We start from the raw sequence: 16648 nt of genomic DNA, 5'->3' as shown, positions 1-16648 counted from the left end.
GCAGCGCCGGCGGCGCGATCTCCGGGGTCGTTCGCGTGGACGTTGCTGGTCACCTGGCCCGCTCGATCCTGCTTCCCGAACTGCCGGCGTTCCTTGCCCGGCATCCCGGGCTCAGCGTCCACGTCGGCGAAGGCGAGCGTTTCGTCGACCTCGTTCGTGAGGGCGTGGATTGCGTCGTGCGCGCAGGCGAACTCGCAGACAGCGACATGATCGTGCGGCGGCTTGGGCTGATGGAGGAGGTGACGGTGGCGAGCCCGGCCTATCTTGCTTCGCATGGCACGCCCCGCACACCCGACGATCTCGAAGGGCATCAGATGATCGCCTTTGTTTCGTCGCGTACGGGCCAGCCGCTGCCGCTTGAATTCACCCGCGACGGCGAGGTGATCGAGGTGATGCTGCCAGCGCGTGTGCTGGTAAGTGGCGCCGACACCAATGCCGCCGCCGCGCTGCATGGTCTCGGCCTTGCCCAGGCGCCGCGCTATCGTTTCGCCGAGGATCTCGCCAGCGGTGCGCTGGCGGAAGTGTTGCCCGACTTTCCGCCGACGCCAACGCCCGTTTCGGTGCTCTATCCGAGCAACCGGCAGCTGTCGCCGCGCGTCCGGGTGTTCATCGACTGGCTGGCTGAAACGATCAGCCCGAAGCTCGACATGGGCCGCAGGGGCAAGAAGCAGGCCTAGTCGAGCGCGCGCACCCGGCCGGTCACGTCGTGGAACTCGTAGAGGTGATCGTCATCGGGCACGACGAAGGTCCTGTCCGGAAGCCGCTCGAATTTGGTGCCGAACAGCGCATTGAACAGGATGCGGTAGGTGTTCACCGGCGTGAGGTGCTCGTCGATCTCATCGGCGCCCGGAATGCTGTAGGCGCTCAATATCCCGGTCTTGATCCGCAGGATCGGGTCGGGCTGGTCCTGCCAGGCAACGTTCGGCTCGCGCGCCGGAAACGGGCCTTCGTCCGACTGGATGATGATTGCAGCCGGGTTCTGCCGGTCTGCCTGCAGGGCTGGTACCAGTTCCCGGATAATGCGCCCGGCATATTCCACCTGCTCAAGATAGCCCTTTTCGAGCCCGCGCCGTCCGGACTGCTCCATCGTCAGGCACTCGCCCTCGGGGGAAAAATTGTACGGCCCGTGCGGAACGAGGAAATGGGCGAAAACGTAGACCGGCTGATCCTGCTCGCCGATCGCCTTGATCTCTTCGATCTGCGCTTTCACCCGGTAGCACTGGGCGTTATCCCAGTCGAGGAGGCTGGTTTCCGGCGCGTCAGGCAAAAGGTGCAGAAGCGGCCGCAACACCGTACGGCGCAGGTAAAGCATGTCGAACTCGTTGAGGCCGTGTGGCCGGTTTTCGTCCGCAAGCCGGTTGTGAAACGTTCCCGTCCACCATGAGCCGAACTGGATGAAGCGGTAGCCGCGCGCCTTGAGAAAGCGCCCCGCCCGGTGGTCCGCGAGCATGGACAACACCGGCTGCCAGTTGCTGCTGCCAGCAAGGTCCGGCTTCCCGTCGAACAGGTCGAGGTAGTCCATGTAGAAGGTCGAGGCGAGCGAATGGGCGGTGCGGTGATAGTTCGAGTGCGCATCGCGCAGTACCCGAAAGCCGCGGTCCTCCAGGAAGGCGACCAGCGGGCTGTCGTCGTAACCATAATATTCGGCGAGCGTGGTCGGCGAGGCGTAGCGATCGAAGACAAAGTGGTAGATGTCGGGCGGCCGATCGCCCTGCTGCTGCGCAGGGTCAGTCGGAGGCAGTGCCTCGGCCGCCTGATAGGGGTCGTAGATGGCACGCGAAGCCCCGTTGCGCCATTCAAACGCCGCGGCCTGCAGGCCGGGCGTCGCCACCATCACCGCCGCGAGGCAGTTCAGGATGACGGCGAGAATGCGCACGACGGAGTGGGGCAGCCTTGCCGCGACGAAGGTGAGCACCACCAGTGCGGCGAGCGCGAGGGGCAGTGAGCGCACCATCTCGAATCCGCCCTCGACTAGATCGTTGAGAGCGCCAAACACCGCGGCGTAGAACAGGCTGCCGACCACCCAGATGCTGGCGATCAGCCCCGCCCGTGCGCCGTCCCGCCAGATCATAAACGCGAGCGCATAGACTGCTGCTGCGAAGACAAGCGCACCAAGGAGCGCTCCGACGACATGCATCGGCGACACCTGGTTGAGATTGCTCGCCATCAGCGCGAGCACCGAGGCTACGGCGAAGAGAAAAGGGTGTAGCGGCCAAGTGAGGATCGGGTTCGGAGCGCGGGACACCTCGGCGTTCATGGCCGGATCAGCCTGTCGTCGCCAGCCGACAAGTGCATTTCCGGTCGAGTGGAGTCCTTATCGCGCATTCGTCACCGCTGCTTGTCCCGTACCCGGGTTCTCACAGGATACCAAAATGTATGTAGGAGAAGATGGGAAGTCGGCAACACTAGCAAAGCAAGCTTCTAAAGCTTCCGGCAGGATGTGGCCCTGATCAGGATCTCGTCCTGGTCGAACTGCTTTTCGAGGTGCCGGCGGTAGTTGCGCCACCATGCTTCGTCGAGTTCCTCGACCATCACCTCGACGATGATGATTTGGTCCTTCTCGATCGTCTCGCCCGGCTTCCACAGTCCGAGGGCGGGAGAGCGGGTGAAGGCGGTCGCGCCGCCGAATTTTTCGGCAAGGCGCGTAACCAGACCTTCAAGCTCGCGACGGCCGACGCGGCGGCCGTCGCCAGTTTCCAACGGCAGGAAGACTTCGACAACGTACACTGGTTACCCCTCCGCCTGATCGCGGTTTGACCTGATGAAAATGCAGATCTGGTGGGCAAGTTCCTGCGCAGGGGCGTCCCAACCGGGACACCCCTGCATGCTTATCGTTCCGACCCGCTTGTTGTGGGCAGGGTTTCCTCTTCGCCCGTCGTCTTCCAGAGCGAATAGACGRCGCCTGCGGCAATCAGCGCCAGCGTGACGCCGAGGCTCAGGAGCGGCGGGAACTTGCCGCCTCCGAGCGCAAAGTCTGCAACGAAGATTTTCGTGCCGATGAAGACCAGCACCGCAGCCAGCGCATATTTGAGGTAGTGGAACCGGTGCACCATCGCCGCCAGCGCGAAGTAGAGCGCGCGCAGGCCGAGGATCGCCATGATGTTCGACGTGTAGACGATGAAGGTGTCGGTGGTGATCGCGAAGATCGCCGGCACGCTGTCGACGGCGAAGACGAGGTCGGCAATGTTGATCACCACCAGCGCCAGGAACAGGGGCGTTGCGGCGAGCACAAATTTTCCGGTCTTTGCATCGAGTGTCCGGACAAAGAACTTCTCGCCATGCTGGGTGTGGGTCACCGGCATGTGGCGCGAGATGAACCGCACCGCCGGATTGTTGGCGACGTCAATTGGCTCGTCTCCGGTGAAGAACATCTTGATGCCGGTGAAAATCAGGAAGGCGGCAAAGAGATAGAGGACCCAGTAGAACTCGTTCACGAGCGCTGCGCCGCCGGCGATCATGATGCCGCGCAGGACGATCACGGCCATGATGCCCCAGAGGAGCGCCCGGTATTGAAATTTTCGCGGTATGGCGAAATAGGAAAAGATCAGGCTGATGACGAAGACGTTGTCGATCGATAGCGCCTTCTCGATGAAATAGCCGGTCAGGTACTGCATGCCGGGTTCAGACCCGCGCGCATACCAGATCCACCCGCCGAACATGAGCGCGATGGCGATGTAGAAGACGGACAGCTTCAGGCTTTCCGCGATGCCCATTTCGCGGTCCTCCTTGTGGAGGATGCCAAGGTCGAATGCGGTGAGTGAAATGACGAGGCCAAGGAAGGCCAGCCAGAACCATGCCGGAGTTCCCAGCCAGTCAGTAAACAGAAGTTCCACGGGATTGCTCCTCTCGAATGATGTGCTCGATCGGAACGTCCTGGAATTTGCGGGGGAGCGGACCACCGCGGCATCGGAACATTCCGATGCGGCCGACATGACGGAAGACTATGCTCCCGACAGAGGGGCCCGGTCCGCGCAGGTCAGATGGGGTGGGAATACGGAGTTTTCAATGGTCCTTACGGCAGKTTTTTGCAGTTGATCGCTAAATGCGGCCAAAGACATGGCTCGCGTGGGTTGCTGCCCTAGCGTCATTCCGGCTACAGTGTTGCGTCGGTTCTGGCCGACTCTCAGTCGAAGGCCCTTCCAGAGCATGAAATATCCATACCGGGATACGGTCCCTTACTGCATCACCCAGATTTCGACGGTGTTTAACGAGGTGGTTTCAAACCGTCTCGGTGAATACGGCATATCGATCCCGAGCTACCGGGCCCTCGTGGTCCTGCAGGACGGTGTCGTGCGCACGCTGAAGGAACTGGCGCAGATCATTTCCGTCGAACAGTCGACGCTGTCGCGCCAGCTCGGAGCGATGGTCAAGGAAGGCCTCGTCACTCGTACCCGCCCCGAGGACAACGGGCGCATCGTGCGCATCGAGATCACAGATCGCGGACGGCAGGTAATCGAAAAGCTGATTCCCGCGATCCAGAACCTCGAGGAAGTCATGCTTGAGGGGATCAGGCAGGGCGGCATCGCCGACCTCAAGTCCAATCTCAAGCAGATCGCCCAGAATCTGCAGAAGTTGCGCGATACCGAGCGCAAGGTCGCGCCTGCCGAACTGCGCGAGCCAGAGCCCGCGCTCGACTAGAACAGGAAGTCGTCAGGCGGTCGAGCGTGGCGATAAGGCGACCTATCACCTCCATCGTCGACATCAGCGCCTCGGCTCCGGCGGGAAACCGCCCCTCGAGATGCTGGGTGCGCAGTATTCAGTCTGCCGGCCAGCCCGCGCTGTATCGCGGAGAGATCGACCGGCATGTCCGCTGCAAGTGCAACTGACATGATCACGCGCTTAGCTTGTGGCTCGGCGTTGATGATGGGCGACCTGCTCGAGCGGGATGATGCGGTCGACGCAGCCGCGAAACGCGGGAGGTCTGAAGAGCGAGCCTAATATCGGATGGAAACGCCCGATATAGCAGCTCCCGGCACGAAAGCGCCATGCAACCAACTTTGGCAGCGCGCGTTTGATCGCAGCTGCGGAGAGGGTTGTGGGGCCATCAATTGAACGACAAGCTGGCAGACATCTTCCCGGGGACGAGCGTGATGGCAGAAACCATGCGCGCACGGGGATGGGTGGACACGCCTCTTGGGCCACCACAGCAGTGGCCAGATGCGCTGAAGATTCCCCTGCGCATGCTGCTCACCTCACGTTTCGAGATGTGGCTCGGCTGGGGCCCTGACCTCCGGTTCTTCTACAACGACGCCTATATTCCGACGCTCGGGATCAAGCATCCGGACGCGCTCCGCAAACCGTTTCGTGAGGTCTGGTCCGAGGTCTATGAGGACGTTGCCGACCAGGTCGAGCGTGTGCGCTCGGGCGAGGCCACCTGGAACAAGGCGCTGCTTCTGTTGCTGGAACGCAGCGGCTACCCGGAGGAGACCTACCACAGCTTTTCCTACAGCCCGCTGTTCCTGCCCAACGGTGAGGTTGGCGGCCTGCTTTGTGTGGTCACGGAAGAGACGGCTCGGGTGATCAGCGAGCGGCGGCTGGAGACGCTGCGGCATCTTGGAACGTCGCTTGCCACCGCAACGGACAAGGCCGCGATCAAAAGCGCGGTGAATTCGGTTTTTGCCGCCAACCAGTGCGACTTTCCGTTCGTTGCCCTTCATCTTGCGGGCGACGAGCAGCCCGATGATTGGGAAAAGATCTTCCCCGACGCGGCCGGTCGATCCATGGATTCGTTCAGCCAGTCTGGCGAGGTGGTGCAGCTGATGCCCGATATCGACTGGCCCTGTGGTGCCTGGGACCGGCCGCCTTCAAAGGCGGTCGCGATTGCCGTACCAGGTCTTGGCGAGGGTGCCGTTGCTGGTTTGCTGGTGCTCGCGCTTAATCCCTATCGCGTCGAGGATGAGGATATCCTCAATGTCGTTCAGCTGATTGCCGGGCAGATTGGCAGTGCGCTTGCCAATGTCGTCGCGCTCGACAACGAGCGCCGCCGCGCCGACCGTCTCTGGAGCGTATCGCGCGACCTGATGCTGGTCATCGATGCCAAGGGCATTTTCCGATCCGTGAGCCCGTCATGGACCCGGATCCTCGGCCACCCGGTGGAGGAGGTCGTGGGCCAGCATTTCAGTGGCTTCATGCACCCTGAAGAGGTCGAAGAGAGCGAGGCAGCGCTGCGGCATGCGCTGCACGATCAGGAGCTTAGTAATTACGCGAACCGGCTGCGCGCGATCGATGGCAGCTATCACCTCATCGAGTGGCACACGACGATGGAGGATGGACTCGTCTACGCCTATGGCCGTGACGTGACCGAGCGCGACGAAGCCCAGCGCCAGCTTGAGCGCGCGCGCGACGCGCTGTTCCAGAGCCAGAAGATGGAGGCGATCGGTCAGCTCACGGGCGGCGTGGCGCACGACTTCAACAACCTGCTGATGGCGATCATGAGCAGCCTTGATTTGTTGCGCAAGCGCCTGCCGCCTGATCCGCTGGCGCAGCGGCTGCTCGTCAATGCGGTGGAGGGCGCACAGCGCGGGGCGACGCTGACCCAGCGCATGCTCGCCTTCGCGCGCCGCCAGGAGCTTCATCTCGATAGCGTTGATGTTGCCCAGCTGCTTGCCGGGATGAATGACCTCGTGCAGCGGTCGATCGGTCCGGAATGGCCGATCACGACGAACTTCCCGCTGCGGCTGCCCSCCGTACGCGCCGATGCGAACCAGCTGGAGATGGCGCTGCTTAACCTGATCGTGAACGCGCGTGACGCGTCCCCTCTGGGGGCTCGATTGTCATTCTCGCAAGCGCAGAGACGATTGCTGGCAGTTCAGGAAGTGGTCTTCAGCCGGGCAACTATGTCCGCATCGTGGTGCGCGACCAGGGGACCGGCATGGACCGCGAAACGATGCGGAGGGCTACTGAGCCGTTCTTCACCACCAAGGGTGTTGGCAAGGGGACCGGCCTCGGCCTCCCCATGGTGCACGGCATGGCGCAGCAGCTTGGCGGCACATTTGAACTCGTCAGCGAGATGGGCAAGGGAACCAGCGCCATACTCTGGCTGCCGGCGGTTGAACACCACATGGTGCCGCTGCAAAGCCGCTCCTGCAGAGGAGACGCCGGCCGTGAGCGAATGCCGACTGACGGTCCTCGCGGTGGACGACGACGCGCTCGTCCTGATGAACACCGCCGCACTCCTGGAAGACCTCGGGCATGAGGTCATCGAAGCGATGTCGGGTGCCGAGGCGCTGGAGAAGTTCAGGGAGCGGCCGGACATCGACCTCGTGATGACCGATCAGGCCATGCCCAACATGACAGGCATCCAGCTGGTCACGGCCCTCGAAAAATTACGGCCCGGCGTCCCCGTCATCATCGCCAGCGGCTACGGGGAGGGCCTTGAAGTACCCGGGCGCGACGTCGAGCGCCTCGGCAAGCCTTTTGACCAGCGCAAGCTTGCGGAAGTCATTGCGAGGGTGATGGAGCGGGCGGACAACAAGAAGACCGAGGCTGTCCTTGCCGAGCATCCTCAGTCGGACATCCGTTAGATCCCCACCCTCCTCGTCAAAGATCGTTTCCTTGGCAACGGCTGGCTAGGATGGCCCGTGGCTTCTCGGTCACCTCCGCGCCTCGAATTCGCGCATGTGCACGACGATGCCTGCATTGGTAGAGAGCACGATGTGGTAGGCCGGGGGTTCGAAGCTGACGCGGTGCGGGCCTGAAAAGGCAAGAGCGGATTGATGGTTGGTGCTGCGCAGCGTCGTGAACGGGATGCCGCCCCAGTGACCGCTGGCGAAGATGTGCACGTGCCCTGCGAAGATGTGGCGGACGTTGCCGTGTCGCTTGAAGATTTCGAGCAGCCGATCGGGGTCGGTCAGGCGGCAGTCATCCATCGACGCCACGCCGATCTCGAATGGCGGGTGGTGCATGACGACGAGCGCGTCGGAGGTTTTTCCCAGCTCCCGGTCTATCCAGGCAAGGCGCTGGTCGCACAGCTGCCCGTCGACGTGGCCCGGCCAGAGCGTATCGAGGAGGAGCAAGCGCTTTCCGCCGGCATCGATCGCCGCGTGGGTGAAGCCATCTCCGCTCGCCGCCTCCGGAAAGGCCGCGATCAGCGCGGCGCGGTCGTCATGGTTGCCTGGCATTATTCGGTAGGGCGGGCGCAGGGACTTGAGCTTCTCGGCGGCGGCCGCATAGGCGGCCGGCAGCCCGTCATTGGTGATGTCGCCGCAAAAGACGACGAGGTCGGCGTCTGCATGTTCGGCGTTGATGGATTCGATGCACGCTTCGAGATTGGCGAGCGGGTCGAAGCCGAACAGTTTTTCGCCGGGGGCGACGAGATGCAGGTCGCTGACGAGAATGAGTTTCATGTCTTTTTTCCGGAATGCCTGGCGGGAAGAAGTCTCGTTTGTGGCTGATCACGCATGCTGGGGCTCGGCGAGTGCGCTCTCGCGCTGGATGAAGGCTGCGTCCAGCTGGACCACTGAATCCGGCGCGTGCGGATTTTCGAGCCGACGCTCCAGCTGGCGGATGACCTCGGCCGCCATCTCCTCCGGGTCTTGCCGGAACGTGCTGAGACGGTAGGCGTCCCAGGACGCCTCGGGGATGTCATCGAAGCCGATAACCGAGACATCGCGCGGCACGCGAAGACCGAAGCGGTTGCGTGCTGCGTCTAGCAGGCCGAGCGCCATCAGGTCATTGACGCAGAACACAGCCTGCGGCGGGCTTACGTTGCCGAGCAGCGAGGCCGCCGCCTGCTGACCACCGGCATAGTCCGAGTCGCGCCCTCGGGCGACGGCGACACTTGCGCCAAGCATCTCAGCCGTCTCGATGAACACGCGCTCCCGTTCGACGATGCTGGGCGTGGCGGACTCGGATCCCGCAACGGCAAGACGCTTGAGGCCGAGATCGATGAACTGGCGCGCGGCACGGGCGGCAGCACCGGCATTATCGATGCGGACGTGATCGCAGCCCGGCTCAGAGCGGCCGAGCATCACCAGCGGCTGGCCGTTGCGGCGCGCAAGCTCCACGAACGAGGCTGGCGGTGAGCCGGACAGGATGATCGTGGCCTCGGCGCGGTAGCCGAACAGGGCGGTCTGTGCCGCCTCCATCTCCTGCTCGGAGCTGCCGGTGTTGATGAGAAGCGGAATGCTGCCGCGCCGGATAAGCGCCCGCGTGAGTGCGGCGACAAGATGGGCGCGAAAGCCGACTTCGGGCTTAGTCGTCACCAGCCCGACCAGCCGGCTGCGGTTGGCGAGCAATCCGCGGGCAAGGTCATTGACCTGGTAGCCGAGCTTGGCCGCCGCCTCCATCACCTTGTCGCGCGTCTCGGCGGCGATGCTCGCGCCCGGCGTGAAGGCGCGCGATACGGCCGAGCGCGATACGCCCGCGAGTTCGGCCACCTGCTGGGCGCTGACGAACCCTGACGCCTTCTGCCTACTTTTCCTGCTCAATGGCCGACCTTCGACAATACGTCTGACTTCAGGAAGCGTTCGATTACCAGCATGAACCCCACCGACGGAAGCAGCAGCAGCACGGCAGTGATGGACGCGATCTGGTAATTGCCGCCCGCGCTTGCCGTGTAGAGAAGAAGCGGCATCGTGTTCACGTCGGGTGCGCCGACGAAGTAACTGCCGGTGAATTCGTCGAGGGATTCGAGGAAGACGAAGATGGCGCTGGCGAGGAGCCCCGGTGCGGCGAGCGGCAGCGTCACATCGCGAAAGGTGCGAAGCGGCGAGGCGCCGATCGAGCGGGCGGCCTCCTCCAATTCCCGGTCAATCGAGGCAAAGGCGGCGGTCGCGATCCAAACCGCATAGACGAGACCATGGGTGACGTGGACGAGGACGACGCCCGCGACCGTGCCGTTGAGGCCGAACTGGTAGAACAGGCGGGCAATGTTCACGTAGACCGGCAGGTTCGGGAACGCCTGCGGGATGAGGAAGGTGAGCATGATCAGCGCCCGCAGCGGGGCAAGCGCGTAGCCAGCGGGAACGGCGAGAGCCATAGCCAGCGCCACTGTGAGAAACGCGACGAGGATGCTGTTGGTGAGTGACTCCATCGCCGTGCCCCGCGGCGAGAACACGCGACCCCAGTAGCTGAAGCCGTATTCGAGCGGCAGCGCGTGCGGAAAATACCATCGCTCCGTCACGGCCCACAGGAACAGGTTGGTAAGCGGGCCGAAGATGATGAAGGCGACCAGCCCGAGCGCGATCGAGCGCGGGATCCACCACAGGTCGAGGGAGAAGGCAGGGCGCGAGGCGGCGATGGTCGTCATGCCCGCTCCCTCAGGGTCTGGCGCAGGTAGAACCAGCCGACGCAACCGCTCGCGACGAGGGAAATGAGGCCGAGCGCGTTGGCGACGCCGTAGTCGCCATAGGCGTTGATGCGGAAGGCAATGTCGGCGGTGATCATCGTCGGCGACTGCGCGTTGATCATCAGCGGCACCGACAAGACCGACATCATGGTGACGAACGACAGCACCAGCCCGACCATCAGCGTGGTTGCTACCTGCGGCACGACTATATCAATCAGGATGCGCAGGCGCGAAGCGCCGAGATTGCGCGCCGCCTCGATGGTGCTGCGGTCGAGCGCGGCCATGGCGCCGGAGACGAGCAGGGCGACAAACGGCGTCTGCTTCCAGACGAAGGCGATGACAATGCCGCGCCAGTCGAGGAAGCTGGTCGCCTGCAGCGGTGTGATCAGGCCGACCTCGATCAGGATGTTGTTCATCAACCCGTTCTTGGCGAGGAAGGTGCGCAGCACCTGGCCGACAACGATGAAGGGGATGAACAGCGGCCAGCGATAGAGCCAGCGCAGGATCGCGACTGCGCGCGGGTTCTCGCCGAGGACGAGATAGCCGCCGATCGCGATCGAGAAGATGCCGATCAGCAACGTCGACAGCGAGACGATCACCACCGTGAAGATGATGTCGGAGGTGTAGAGTTCGTACGACTTGATGAAATTGCCAAAGCCGAAGCCGCCATTGACCCTGAAGGCGCCGACCACGGAGCTGGCGAGTGGCACCACGAACAGGAGCACGATTACTGCCAGCGCAGGCAGGACGAGAAGAAGCCCGAGGATGCGGTTCGGCGTGTCGTTGGTCATCGGGGTGTCCGGCGCAAAGCGGCCGCCCGCCGCGGGGCGAGCGGCCTTCTGCTCGTGCGGTCCTAGTTGGTGACGTGGCGCTCGTAGGCTTCAAGGATCGCGTTGTTGAAGGGCGTGATCGGGAATGGCTTGCCGTAGCTGGCAAGATCCTCGGGCGTCACGTCCGTGAACAGCTTGTTCCAGGTCTCCTCGTCGAGCTCTGCCTGGACGTGCTGGGCGTCGATACCCGGGTACCAGTTGAAGCGCTTGACGATGCCTTCGGCCTGCACCTTCGGGCTGGAGGCGAGTTCGACGAACTTTTCGGCGAGCTCCTTGTTCGGCGCCTTCTCCGGGATCACGTAGTGCATTGGCTGGCCGGGCATGCCGGGCGCCGGCAGCACCAACTTGAACTCGGGCGGCAGCTGGCCGCTCGCCTGCCAGGAATAGAACATGTCGACCCAGACAGGGCCGATCGCGATCTCGCCGCGCGACAGAAGGTCGAGCGTACCGGCATTGCCCGGCGTCAGCGTTGCGTTGGTGGTGAATTCGGCGAGCTTGTCAAAGGCCGCCGACCACTTCTGCGTTTCGGCTTCCTCGAACGGGCCGTTCATCAGCTTGTTGGCGTCGCCCTCGCCGAAGGCGTAGATCCAGCCCATCACGAAGCTCACGCCCGAGGCGCCGCCCTTGATGCCGTTGTAACCGAACTGCTTCGGGTTCTCCTTCACCCACGCGGCGAGTTCCTCATAGCTCTTCGGCGGGTTCGGCAGCAGCGCCGGGTTGTAGGCAAGCGCCGTCTGGCTGTTGAACATGGGCATGACATAGCCCTTCACGTTCGTGCCGAGCGCCATGTCGGCATTGGAACGCGTCACCAACTTGCCGCTCGAGATGCGGTCGCGATAGGCGTCTAGATAGCCATTCTCGACCAGCGGCCCCACGAACTTCTCGTGCACGACAGCAACGTCGGTGTCCCAGGTCTCGCTCTTGGCCTGAGCCTGCGCGTCGAAGCGCTCGACGATCTTCTGCGACCCGGCATCACCCGGCCCGGTGCCGACGGCACGGACCTTGTGGCCCGGGTTCTGCTCCTCGAACAGCGGTCCAAGATATTCGTTGATGTAGTCGACCATGTTCTGGTCGCCTGCGGTCATGACGGTGAGTTCTGCGGCAGCAGCCGGCATGGCTGAAAGCCCCAAAGCCAGCGATGCGTGAAGGAAAGTCCTCATGATGGTTGTCTCCCGTTCGACTTCTGTCATGCGTGGGATGCTTCCAGGACGCGGGCGGCGCCACCCTCGTTCAGGGAACCTTGTTGCGGCCGCCCAGGCATGCGGCCCTGCGAATTAAAGATGAAGAGATTTTCCGCGGGGATGCGGACGCGCACTGCCTCGCCCTGGCCGAAGGCGTGAGGCGCATCGACGAGCAGAACATCGTCGCCCACCCGCACCGAATGGCGCCAGGTGCCGCCCGGATAACTCGCGGCCTCCACGCGCCCGATGAGGTCGAGCGCATCCCCGGCAGGCCGCGTGGTGCCGTCGTCGGCGAGAAGCTGGGCGCCTTCTGCGCGGAACCGCGCTTCGTACGCGCCGTCGACCAGCGTCCTCCCGTTGAGAGGAAGGTCGGCCTCTGCGTTGATGGCGCTGGGCTCGATGCGCACCTTGCCGCCGCCCGCCCTGCCGTTCAGTGCCACGACGTTCTCCGCGCCCATGAAGGCGGCGACGAAGGGCGAGGCGGGGCGGTTGAACACCTCTTCGGGAGTTCCCTGCTGGGCGATGTTGCCCGCATCCATGATGACGATCCGGTCGGCCATCACCATCGCCTCCTCCCGATCGTGGGTGACGTGGATCGCGGTGATGCCAAGGCGCTTCTGCAGCGCGCTGATGTCGTGGCGCACCTTGAGACGGATGCGCGCGTCGAGGTTCGACAGCGGTTCGTCGAGGAGCAAGATTTCGGGGTCGATCGCGAGCGCGCGTCCGAGCGCGACGCGCTGGCGCTGGCCACCTGACAGAGCCGCGGGCTTGCGCTGGCCCAGCCCCGCGAGGCCGAGCAATATTTGCAGCTCTTCGACACGGCTAGCGATTTCGGCGCGGCCCATGCCACGCAGCTTCAGCCCGTAGCCGATATTCTGCGCCACCGTCATGTGCGGCCACAGCGCGTAGGACTGGAAGACGAGCGCCATGCCGCGCTTGTCGGGTGGCTGCTGCGTCACGTCGCGGCCGTTGACGAGAATGCTCCCGGATTTCGGCTTGTTGAACCCGGCGATGGTGCGCAGCAGGGTGGTCTTGCCGCAGCCGGACGAGCCAAGCAGCGCTACGAACTCGCCCTTCCTGATCGACAGGCTGAGGTTCTTCAGGATGTCGAGCTGCCCATAGCCGACGACCACGTCCTCGACGCGGAGAAAGCCCTCTGCGCTCACGAATTTCCTCCCAGGTACAGCTCTGCCCTCCCTTGCACAGCTGTGCAATGACGATGGCAGCGGGATTACGTTAAGTCAAGGACTAGCAACGCTAGATTACAGGCGTGTGACAGTCGGCGAGAATGGGGCGCTCACAGGGAGGCGCAAGACCTCAGGGAGGCATGCGGCAACAGGGCGTGAGCGGTTGCTTACACCCTGCCAATGGCGAAAAGAGAAAGATTGTGCGCCAGAGCCTCAGACGATGTCCGCCAGCACCTCATCTACCGTCTGCAGGCGGCAGTAGCCGCCAAATGCCTTGAAGGCCCCTTGGTGGCGGGCTTCGGTGTAAGAGGCGCAGGCGTTGGTGGCGCACACCATGTAGTAGCCGCGGTCGGCGCCGTCGCGGATGGCCATGTCGACGCACTGGTCGGTGAGGAAGCCGGCGACGACAACATTTTCCGCGCCAAGATTGCGCAGCACATAGTCGATGTTGGTCGAGTTGAAGACGCCCGACGATGTCTTTGGCAGCACGATCTCGTCGTCCCGCGGCGCGACCATATCGATCACCTCTGCAAGCGGCGAGCCGCGCGGTACCAGGATGTTGGACAGCTTATGGTCGAGCGAGCGGTCCCGTCCGTCGCGGGTAAGCGCCTCGATCACCGTGTAGACCACTTCCGCGCCCTTTTCGCGGGCGCCGTCGATCAGTCGCTTCATCGCGGGCAGGGCGCGATCATGCACCGCCCGGTCAAACTCGGGATATTTCTCGAGGACTTCCGGCACCAGCTCGGCCTTCTGGGCGTCGACGATCAGAATCACCGTCCGTCCGGCCTCCAGTTTCCGGTCTCTTCCTTCGTAACGTGCAAGCGTGCTGCCCTGTCTGCTGTTCATCGACTGTCCATGGAATCTTCTGGTGCCGGCCTGGCCGGCTCTTCAACAAAGAAAAGGACAGGGCCGTGGCCCTGTCCGTGGCGTAGCGGGAGAAGGAGCTTACTCCGGACGCCAGATCTCCTCGACCTTGAATTCGCCGCCGGTGACGCTGACGATCGAGATCGGCTTCGGCGGCACCATCGAGGCGCGCGTGTAGCTGATCTCGCCGGTCACGCCCTTGAAGCCCCGGGTTTCGGCGAGCGCATCGCGGATCTTCGCCGGCTCGTCGGAATTTGCGCGGCGGATGGCGTCGGCGATCAGGTTCAGAGCGTCATAGCCGAGCGGCGCGAAGGAGTTTTCCGGCTCTATGCCGTACTCGGCCTTGTAGTCCTCGATGAACTTCGCGACTTCCGGCCGATTGTCGCCAAGATAGGTGTGGGTCGAGAAGTAGACCTTGTTGGCGAGGCTCGGTCCCGGCACGGTCGAGACGAGCTGCGTGTCAAAGCCGTCGCCCGACAGGATCGGCATGTCGATGCCCTGCTCTCGGATCTGCTTGACCGAGAGGCCTGCCTCGGACGGGATCGCCGAGATGAAGACTGCATCCGGCTTCGGCTCAACTGCGGCGAGGCGCGCGATCTGCGCCGAGAAGTCGGTGTCACCCATCATGAAGGCATCTTCGCCGACGATCTCGCCGCCCTTCTGCTTGATGCGCTCGATGAAGTACTTGCTGAGTGCCTTGGTAAAGTCCATCGAGTTGTCGGTCCACACCGCCACGCGGCGCACACCGAGCTTGTCATAGGCATAGTCGGCGATCGCGTAGGACTGGTCGTCGTCACCGAAGGCGGTCATGAACATGTGGTCGCCGACCCACTGCGGCAGCTCGGGATGGGTCGCGCCCGAGGTCAGGAAGGGTACACCCTTTTCCTGGAAGAGCGGCGCAGCGGCCATCACGAAGGTGGTGTCCGACTGGCCGAAACCGGCGACCACTCCTTCCGAGAGCACGCGCTGCGCGGAAATCGCGGTCTCCTGCTGGTCAGTCTTGCCGTCGGGAGCGATCAGTTCGATCTGCTTGCCGAGCAGACCGCCCGACGAGTTGATCTGCTTGGCGGCAAGCTGCGCACCCTTCAGCGACGGGCCGTCCAGCGAGGACATGCCGCCTGTCAGGTTGTACAGGGCCCCGAGCTTGATGGCGTCCTGCGCGCTTGCCGTTCCCAGCATTGCGGCCAGCGCCAGGGCAGATAAAGAAACCAGTTTGTACATCTTTTGCTTCCCCTCGTTATGCCGTCGTCTCCGACATCCGGGAGGCCAGATGCGAAGATGTCCGGCGTTTATCCCGCAAGGATGCTCCCCTGCGTCATCTTCGTCAACAGAACGGTACATTTTTCTTCAATGAATCGAATTTGTCTGATTTGATACAGGTAAGAGGTGCATTGGAATGACAGGTAACCCGGCCGCCGACGTGCAGGAAATCTTGAGGCGCGAGCTGCCGTCCCTGAGCCAGCGCGAGGCGCGCGTGGCGCGCCACCTGCTGGCAAACTACCCGATGGCGGGGCTTGGCACGGTGGCTGAATTTGCGGATCAGAGCGGCGTCAGCACCGCTACGGTGCTGCGGCTTGTGCGGCGGCTGGGCTTTCCGGTCTACGCTGATTTTCAGGATGCGCTGCGTCGCCATCTCGAAGTTACGCTGCAGTCGCCGCTTCTGCGTTTCAGCGAGCCGCAGGACCGGCCCGCGGGGGAGGGCGCGCATTTCCTGCAGCGCTTCACCGGCAACCTCGCTGCAGCGCTGCAGGAACTGGAACACGGGGTGCCCGAGGCCGAGTTCGACAAGGTAGTGGAACTGCTTGCCGATCCACGCCGCGACATTCATTTCGTCGGTGGCCGCTACTCATCCAATGTTGCAGCCTATCTCGCGGACCTGCTCGCCGCGGTTCGTGGGAAGGTCAACATTGTCGGCGGACAGACCCAGCGCTGGCCACAGCACCTGCTCGAGATCGGGCGCAACAGCGTTGTGGTCGTCTTCGACGTGCGCCGCTATCAGCGAGACGTCATCGATTTCGCCCACAAGGCCGCGAAGGTGCAGGGCGCGACCGTCGTGCTGATCACGGATATCTGGCAGTCGCCGGTAGCGCGCGTGGCGCGATACGTCCTCTCGGTTCCTGTCCAGTCACCCTCGGTGTTCGACATGCTCGCCATGGGCATGGCGCTCGGCGAGGCACTGGTCGGCGCGTCAGCCGCCCGCATCGGCGGCGATGGCAAGACGCGCATGGAGCGGCTGGAGGCTTTGCGCGAGGAACTGCCGCCACAGCGGCCGGCGCGCGGCACGAAGACTTGAATAAC

16 protein-coding genes and 1 pseudogene are annotated in these 16648 nt (G+C 63.5%); 6 read left to right on the top strand and 11 right to left on the bottom strand.

What is annotated here, in order from left to right; translation table 11 throughout:
- Positions 1–677: LysR substrate-binding domain-containing protein (locus L610_RS11785; RefSeq protein ID WP_144705334.1), on the top strand; the 677-nt coding region annotated here is incomplete at its 5' end.
- Here L610_RS11785 and L610_RS11780 read toward each other — a convergent pair.
- From L610_RS11780 to L610_RS11770, 3 genes are all read right to left on the bottom strand, one after another.
- Positions 674–2257, bottom strand: coding sequence for an LTA synthase family protein (locus tag L610_RS11780; protein WP_144705332.1), 1584 nt, complete (start codon positions 2255–2257; stop codon positions 674–676). The genes L610_RS11785 and L610_RS11780 overlap by 4 nt on opposite strands.
- Before the next feature lie 164 nt (positions 2258–2421).
- Positions 2422–2727, bottom strand: coding sequence for a hypothetical protein (locus tag L610_RS11775; protein ID WP_024848422.1), 306 nt, complete (start codon positions 2725–2727; stop codon positions 2422–2424).
- A gap of 101 nt (positions 2728–2828) precedes the next feature.
- Positions 2829–3833, bottom strand: a complete 1005-nt coding sequence (locus L610_RS11770) for a TerC family protein (protein ID WP_144705330.1) — start codon at positions 3831–3833, stop codon at positions 2829–2831.
- A gap of 313 nt (positions 3834–4146) precedes the next feature.
- Between L610_RS11770 and L610_RS11765 the strand changes: the two genes are divergently transcribed.
- The 4 genes and pseudogenes from L610_RS11765 (at position 4147) to L610_RS20865 (ending at position 7523) form a co-directional block, all read left to right on the top strand.
- On the top strand, positions 4147–4638 hold the full coding sequence (locus L610_RS11765; protein ID WP_024848424.1) for a MarR family winged helix-turn-helix transcriptional regulator: 492 nt from the start codon (positions 4147–4149) through the stop codon (positions 4636–4638).
- Positions 4639–5090: 452 nt separating this feature from the next.
- A pseudogene (locus tag L610_RS20875) lies at positions 5091–6557 on the top strand (PAS domain-containing protein); the annotation flags it as partial.
- A 314-nt stretch (positions 6558–6871) separates the two neighbouring features.
- A complete protein-coding gene (locus tag L610_RS20870) occupies positions 6872–7195 on the top strand; it encodes an ATP-binding protein (protein ID WP_371713053.1) in 324 nt (107 codons plus the stop codon).
- Entirely contained in the window at positions 7104–7523 is a 420-nt protein-coding gene (locus tag L610_RS20865) for a response regulator (protein ID WP_371713052.1), read from the top strand. The genes L610_RS20870 and L610_RS20865 overlap by 92 nt, the downstream gene beginning before the upstream one ends.
- Positions 7524–7592: 69 nt before the next feature.
- Here the strand turns inward: L610_RS20865 and L610_RS11755 are convergent, their stop codons facing one another.
- The 8 genes from L610_RS11755 to L610_RS11720 form a co-directional block, all read right to left on the bottom strand.
- Complete coding sequence (locus L610_RS11755; RefSeq protein WP_144705324.1) at positions 7593–8345, bottom strand: phosphodiesterase; 753 nt, start codon at positions 8343–8345, stop codon at positions 7593–7595.
- Positions 8346–8393: 48 nt separating this feature from the next.
- A complete protein-coding gene (locus tag L610_RS11750; RefSeq protein ID WP_024848426.1) occupies positions 8394–9428 on the bottom strand; it encodes a LacI family DNA-binding transcriptional regulator in 1035 nt (344 codons plus the stop codon).
- Positions 9425–10249 carry an ABC transporter permease gene (locus L610_RS11745; RefSeq protein WP_144705322.1) on the bottom strand — a complete coding sequence of 275 codons (825 nt, stop codon included), beginning with the start codon at positions 10247–10249 and terminating at the stop codon, positions 9425–9427. Before L610_RS11745 ends, L610_RS11750 begins: the two co-directional genes overlap by 4 nt.
- Positions 10246–11079, bottom strand: a complete 834-nt coding sequence (locus tag L610_RS11740; RefSeq protein WP_144705320.1) for an ABC transporter permease — start codon at positions 11077–11079, stop codon at positions 10246–10248. Before L610_RS11740 ends, L610_RS11745 begins: the two co-directional genes overlap by 4 nt.
- Positions 11080–11141: 62 nt before the next feature.
- Positions 11142–12278, bottom strand: coding sequence for an extracellular solute-binding protein (locus L610_RS11735; RefSeq protein WP_144705318.1), 1137 nt, complete (start codon positions 12276–12278; stop codon positions 11142–11144).
- Positions 12279–12304: 26 nt separating this feature from the next.
- Positions 12305–13465 carry an ABC transporter ATP-binding protein gene (locus tag L610_RS11730; RefSeq protein ID WP_024848430.1) on the bottom strand — a complete coding sequence of 387 codons (1161 nt, stop codon included), beginning with the start codon at positions 13463–13465 and terminating at the stop codon, positions 12305–12307.
- A 234-nt stretch (positions 13466–13699) separates the two neighbouring features.
- Complete coding sequence (locus L610_RS11725) at positions 13700–14332, bottom strand: cysteine hydrolase family protein (protein WP_144705316.1); 633 nt, start codon at positions 14330–14332, stop codon at positions 13700–13702.
- A gap of 99 nt (positions 14333–14431) precedes the next feature.
- Positions 14432–15571, bottom strand: a complete 1140-nt coding sequence (locus L610_RS11720) for an ABC transporter substrate-binding protein (protein WP_144705314.1) — start codon at positions 15569–15571, stop codon at positions 14432–14434.
- 175 nt (positions 15572–15746) lie between these two features.
- Between L610_RS11720 and L610_RS11715 the strand changes: the two genes are divergently transcribed.
- Positions 15747–16643 (top strand): MurR/RpiR family transcriptional regulator, encoded by an 897-nt coding sequence (locus L610_RS11715; protein WP_144705312.1) that lies wholly within the window; start codon positions 15747–15749, stop codon positions 16641–16643.
- Positions 16644–16648: the final 5 nt, after the last annotated feature.

Source organism: Aminobacter sp. J44 (assembly GCF_007829415.1).
Classification (GTDB): domain Bacteria; phylum Pseudomonadota; class Alphaproteobacteria; order Rhizobiales; family Rhizobiaceae; genus Aerobium.
The sequence above is the reverse complement of the archived record's forward strand: the minus strand, read 5'-3'. Positions and strand labels throughout refer to the sequence as shown.

Coding starts and splice junctions, on each gene's coding strand:
- L610_RS11765 (WP_024848424.1), top strand. CDS start 4,147: ATGAAATATCCATACCGGGATACGGTCCCTTACTGCATCACCCAGATT.
- L610_RS11725 (WP_144705316.1), bottom strand. CDS start 14,332: ATGAACAGCAGACAGGGCAGCACGCTTGCACGTTACGAAGGAAGAGAC.
- L610_RS20870 (WP_371713053.1), top strand. CDS start 6,872: ATGGACCGCGAAACGATGCGGAGGGCTACTGAGCCGTTCTTCACCACC.
- L610_RS11715 (WP_144705312.1), top strand. CDS start 15,747: ATGACAGGTAACCCGGCCGCCGACGTGCAGGAAATCTTGAGGCGCGAG.
- L610_RS11755 (WP_144705324.1), bottom strand. CDS start 8,345: ATGAAACTCATTCTCGTCAGCGACCTGCATCTCGTCGCCCCCGGCGAA.
- L610_RS11780 (WP_144705332.1), bottom strand. CDS start 2,257: ATGAACGCCGAGGTGTCCCGCGCTCCGAACCCGATCCTCACTTGGCCG.
- L610_RS11740 (WP_144705320.1), bottom strand. CDS start 11,079: ATGACCAACGACACGCCGAACCGCATCCTCGGGCTTCTTCTCGTCCTG.
- L610_RS11745 (WP_144705322.1), bottom strand. CDS start 10,249: ATGACGACCATCGCCGCCTCGCGCCCTGCCTTCTCCCTCGACCTGTGG.
- L610_RS11720 (WP_144705314.1), bottom strand. CDS start 15,571: ATGTACAAACTGGTTTCTTTATCTGCCCTGGCGCTGGCCGCAATGCTG.
- L610_RS11735 (WP_144705318.1), bottom strand. CDS start 12,278: ATGAGGACTTTCCTTCACGCATCGCTGGCTTTGGGGCTTTCAGCCATG.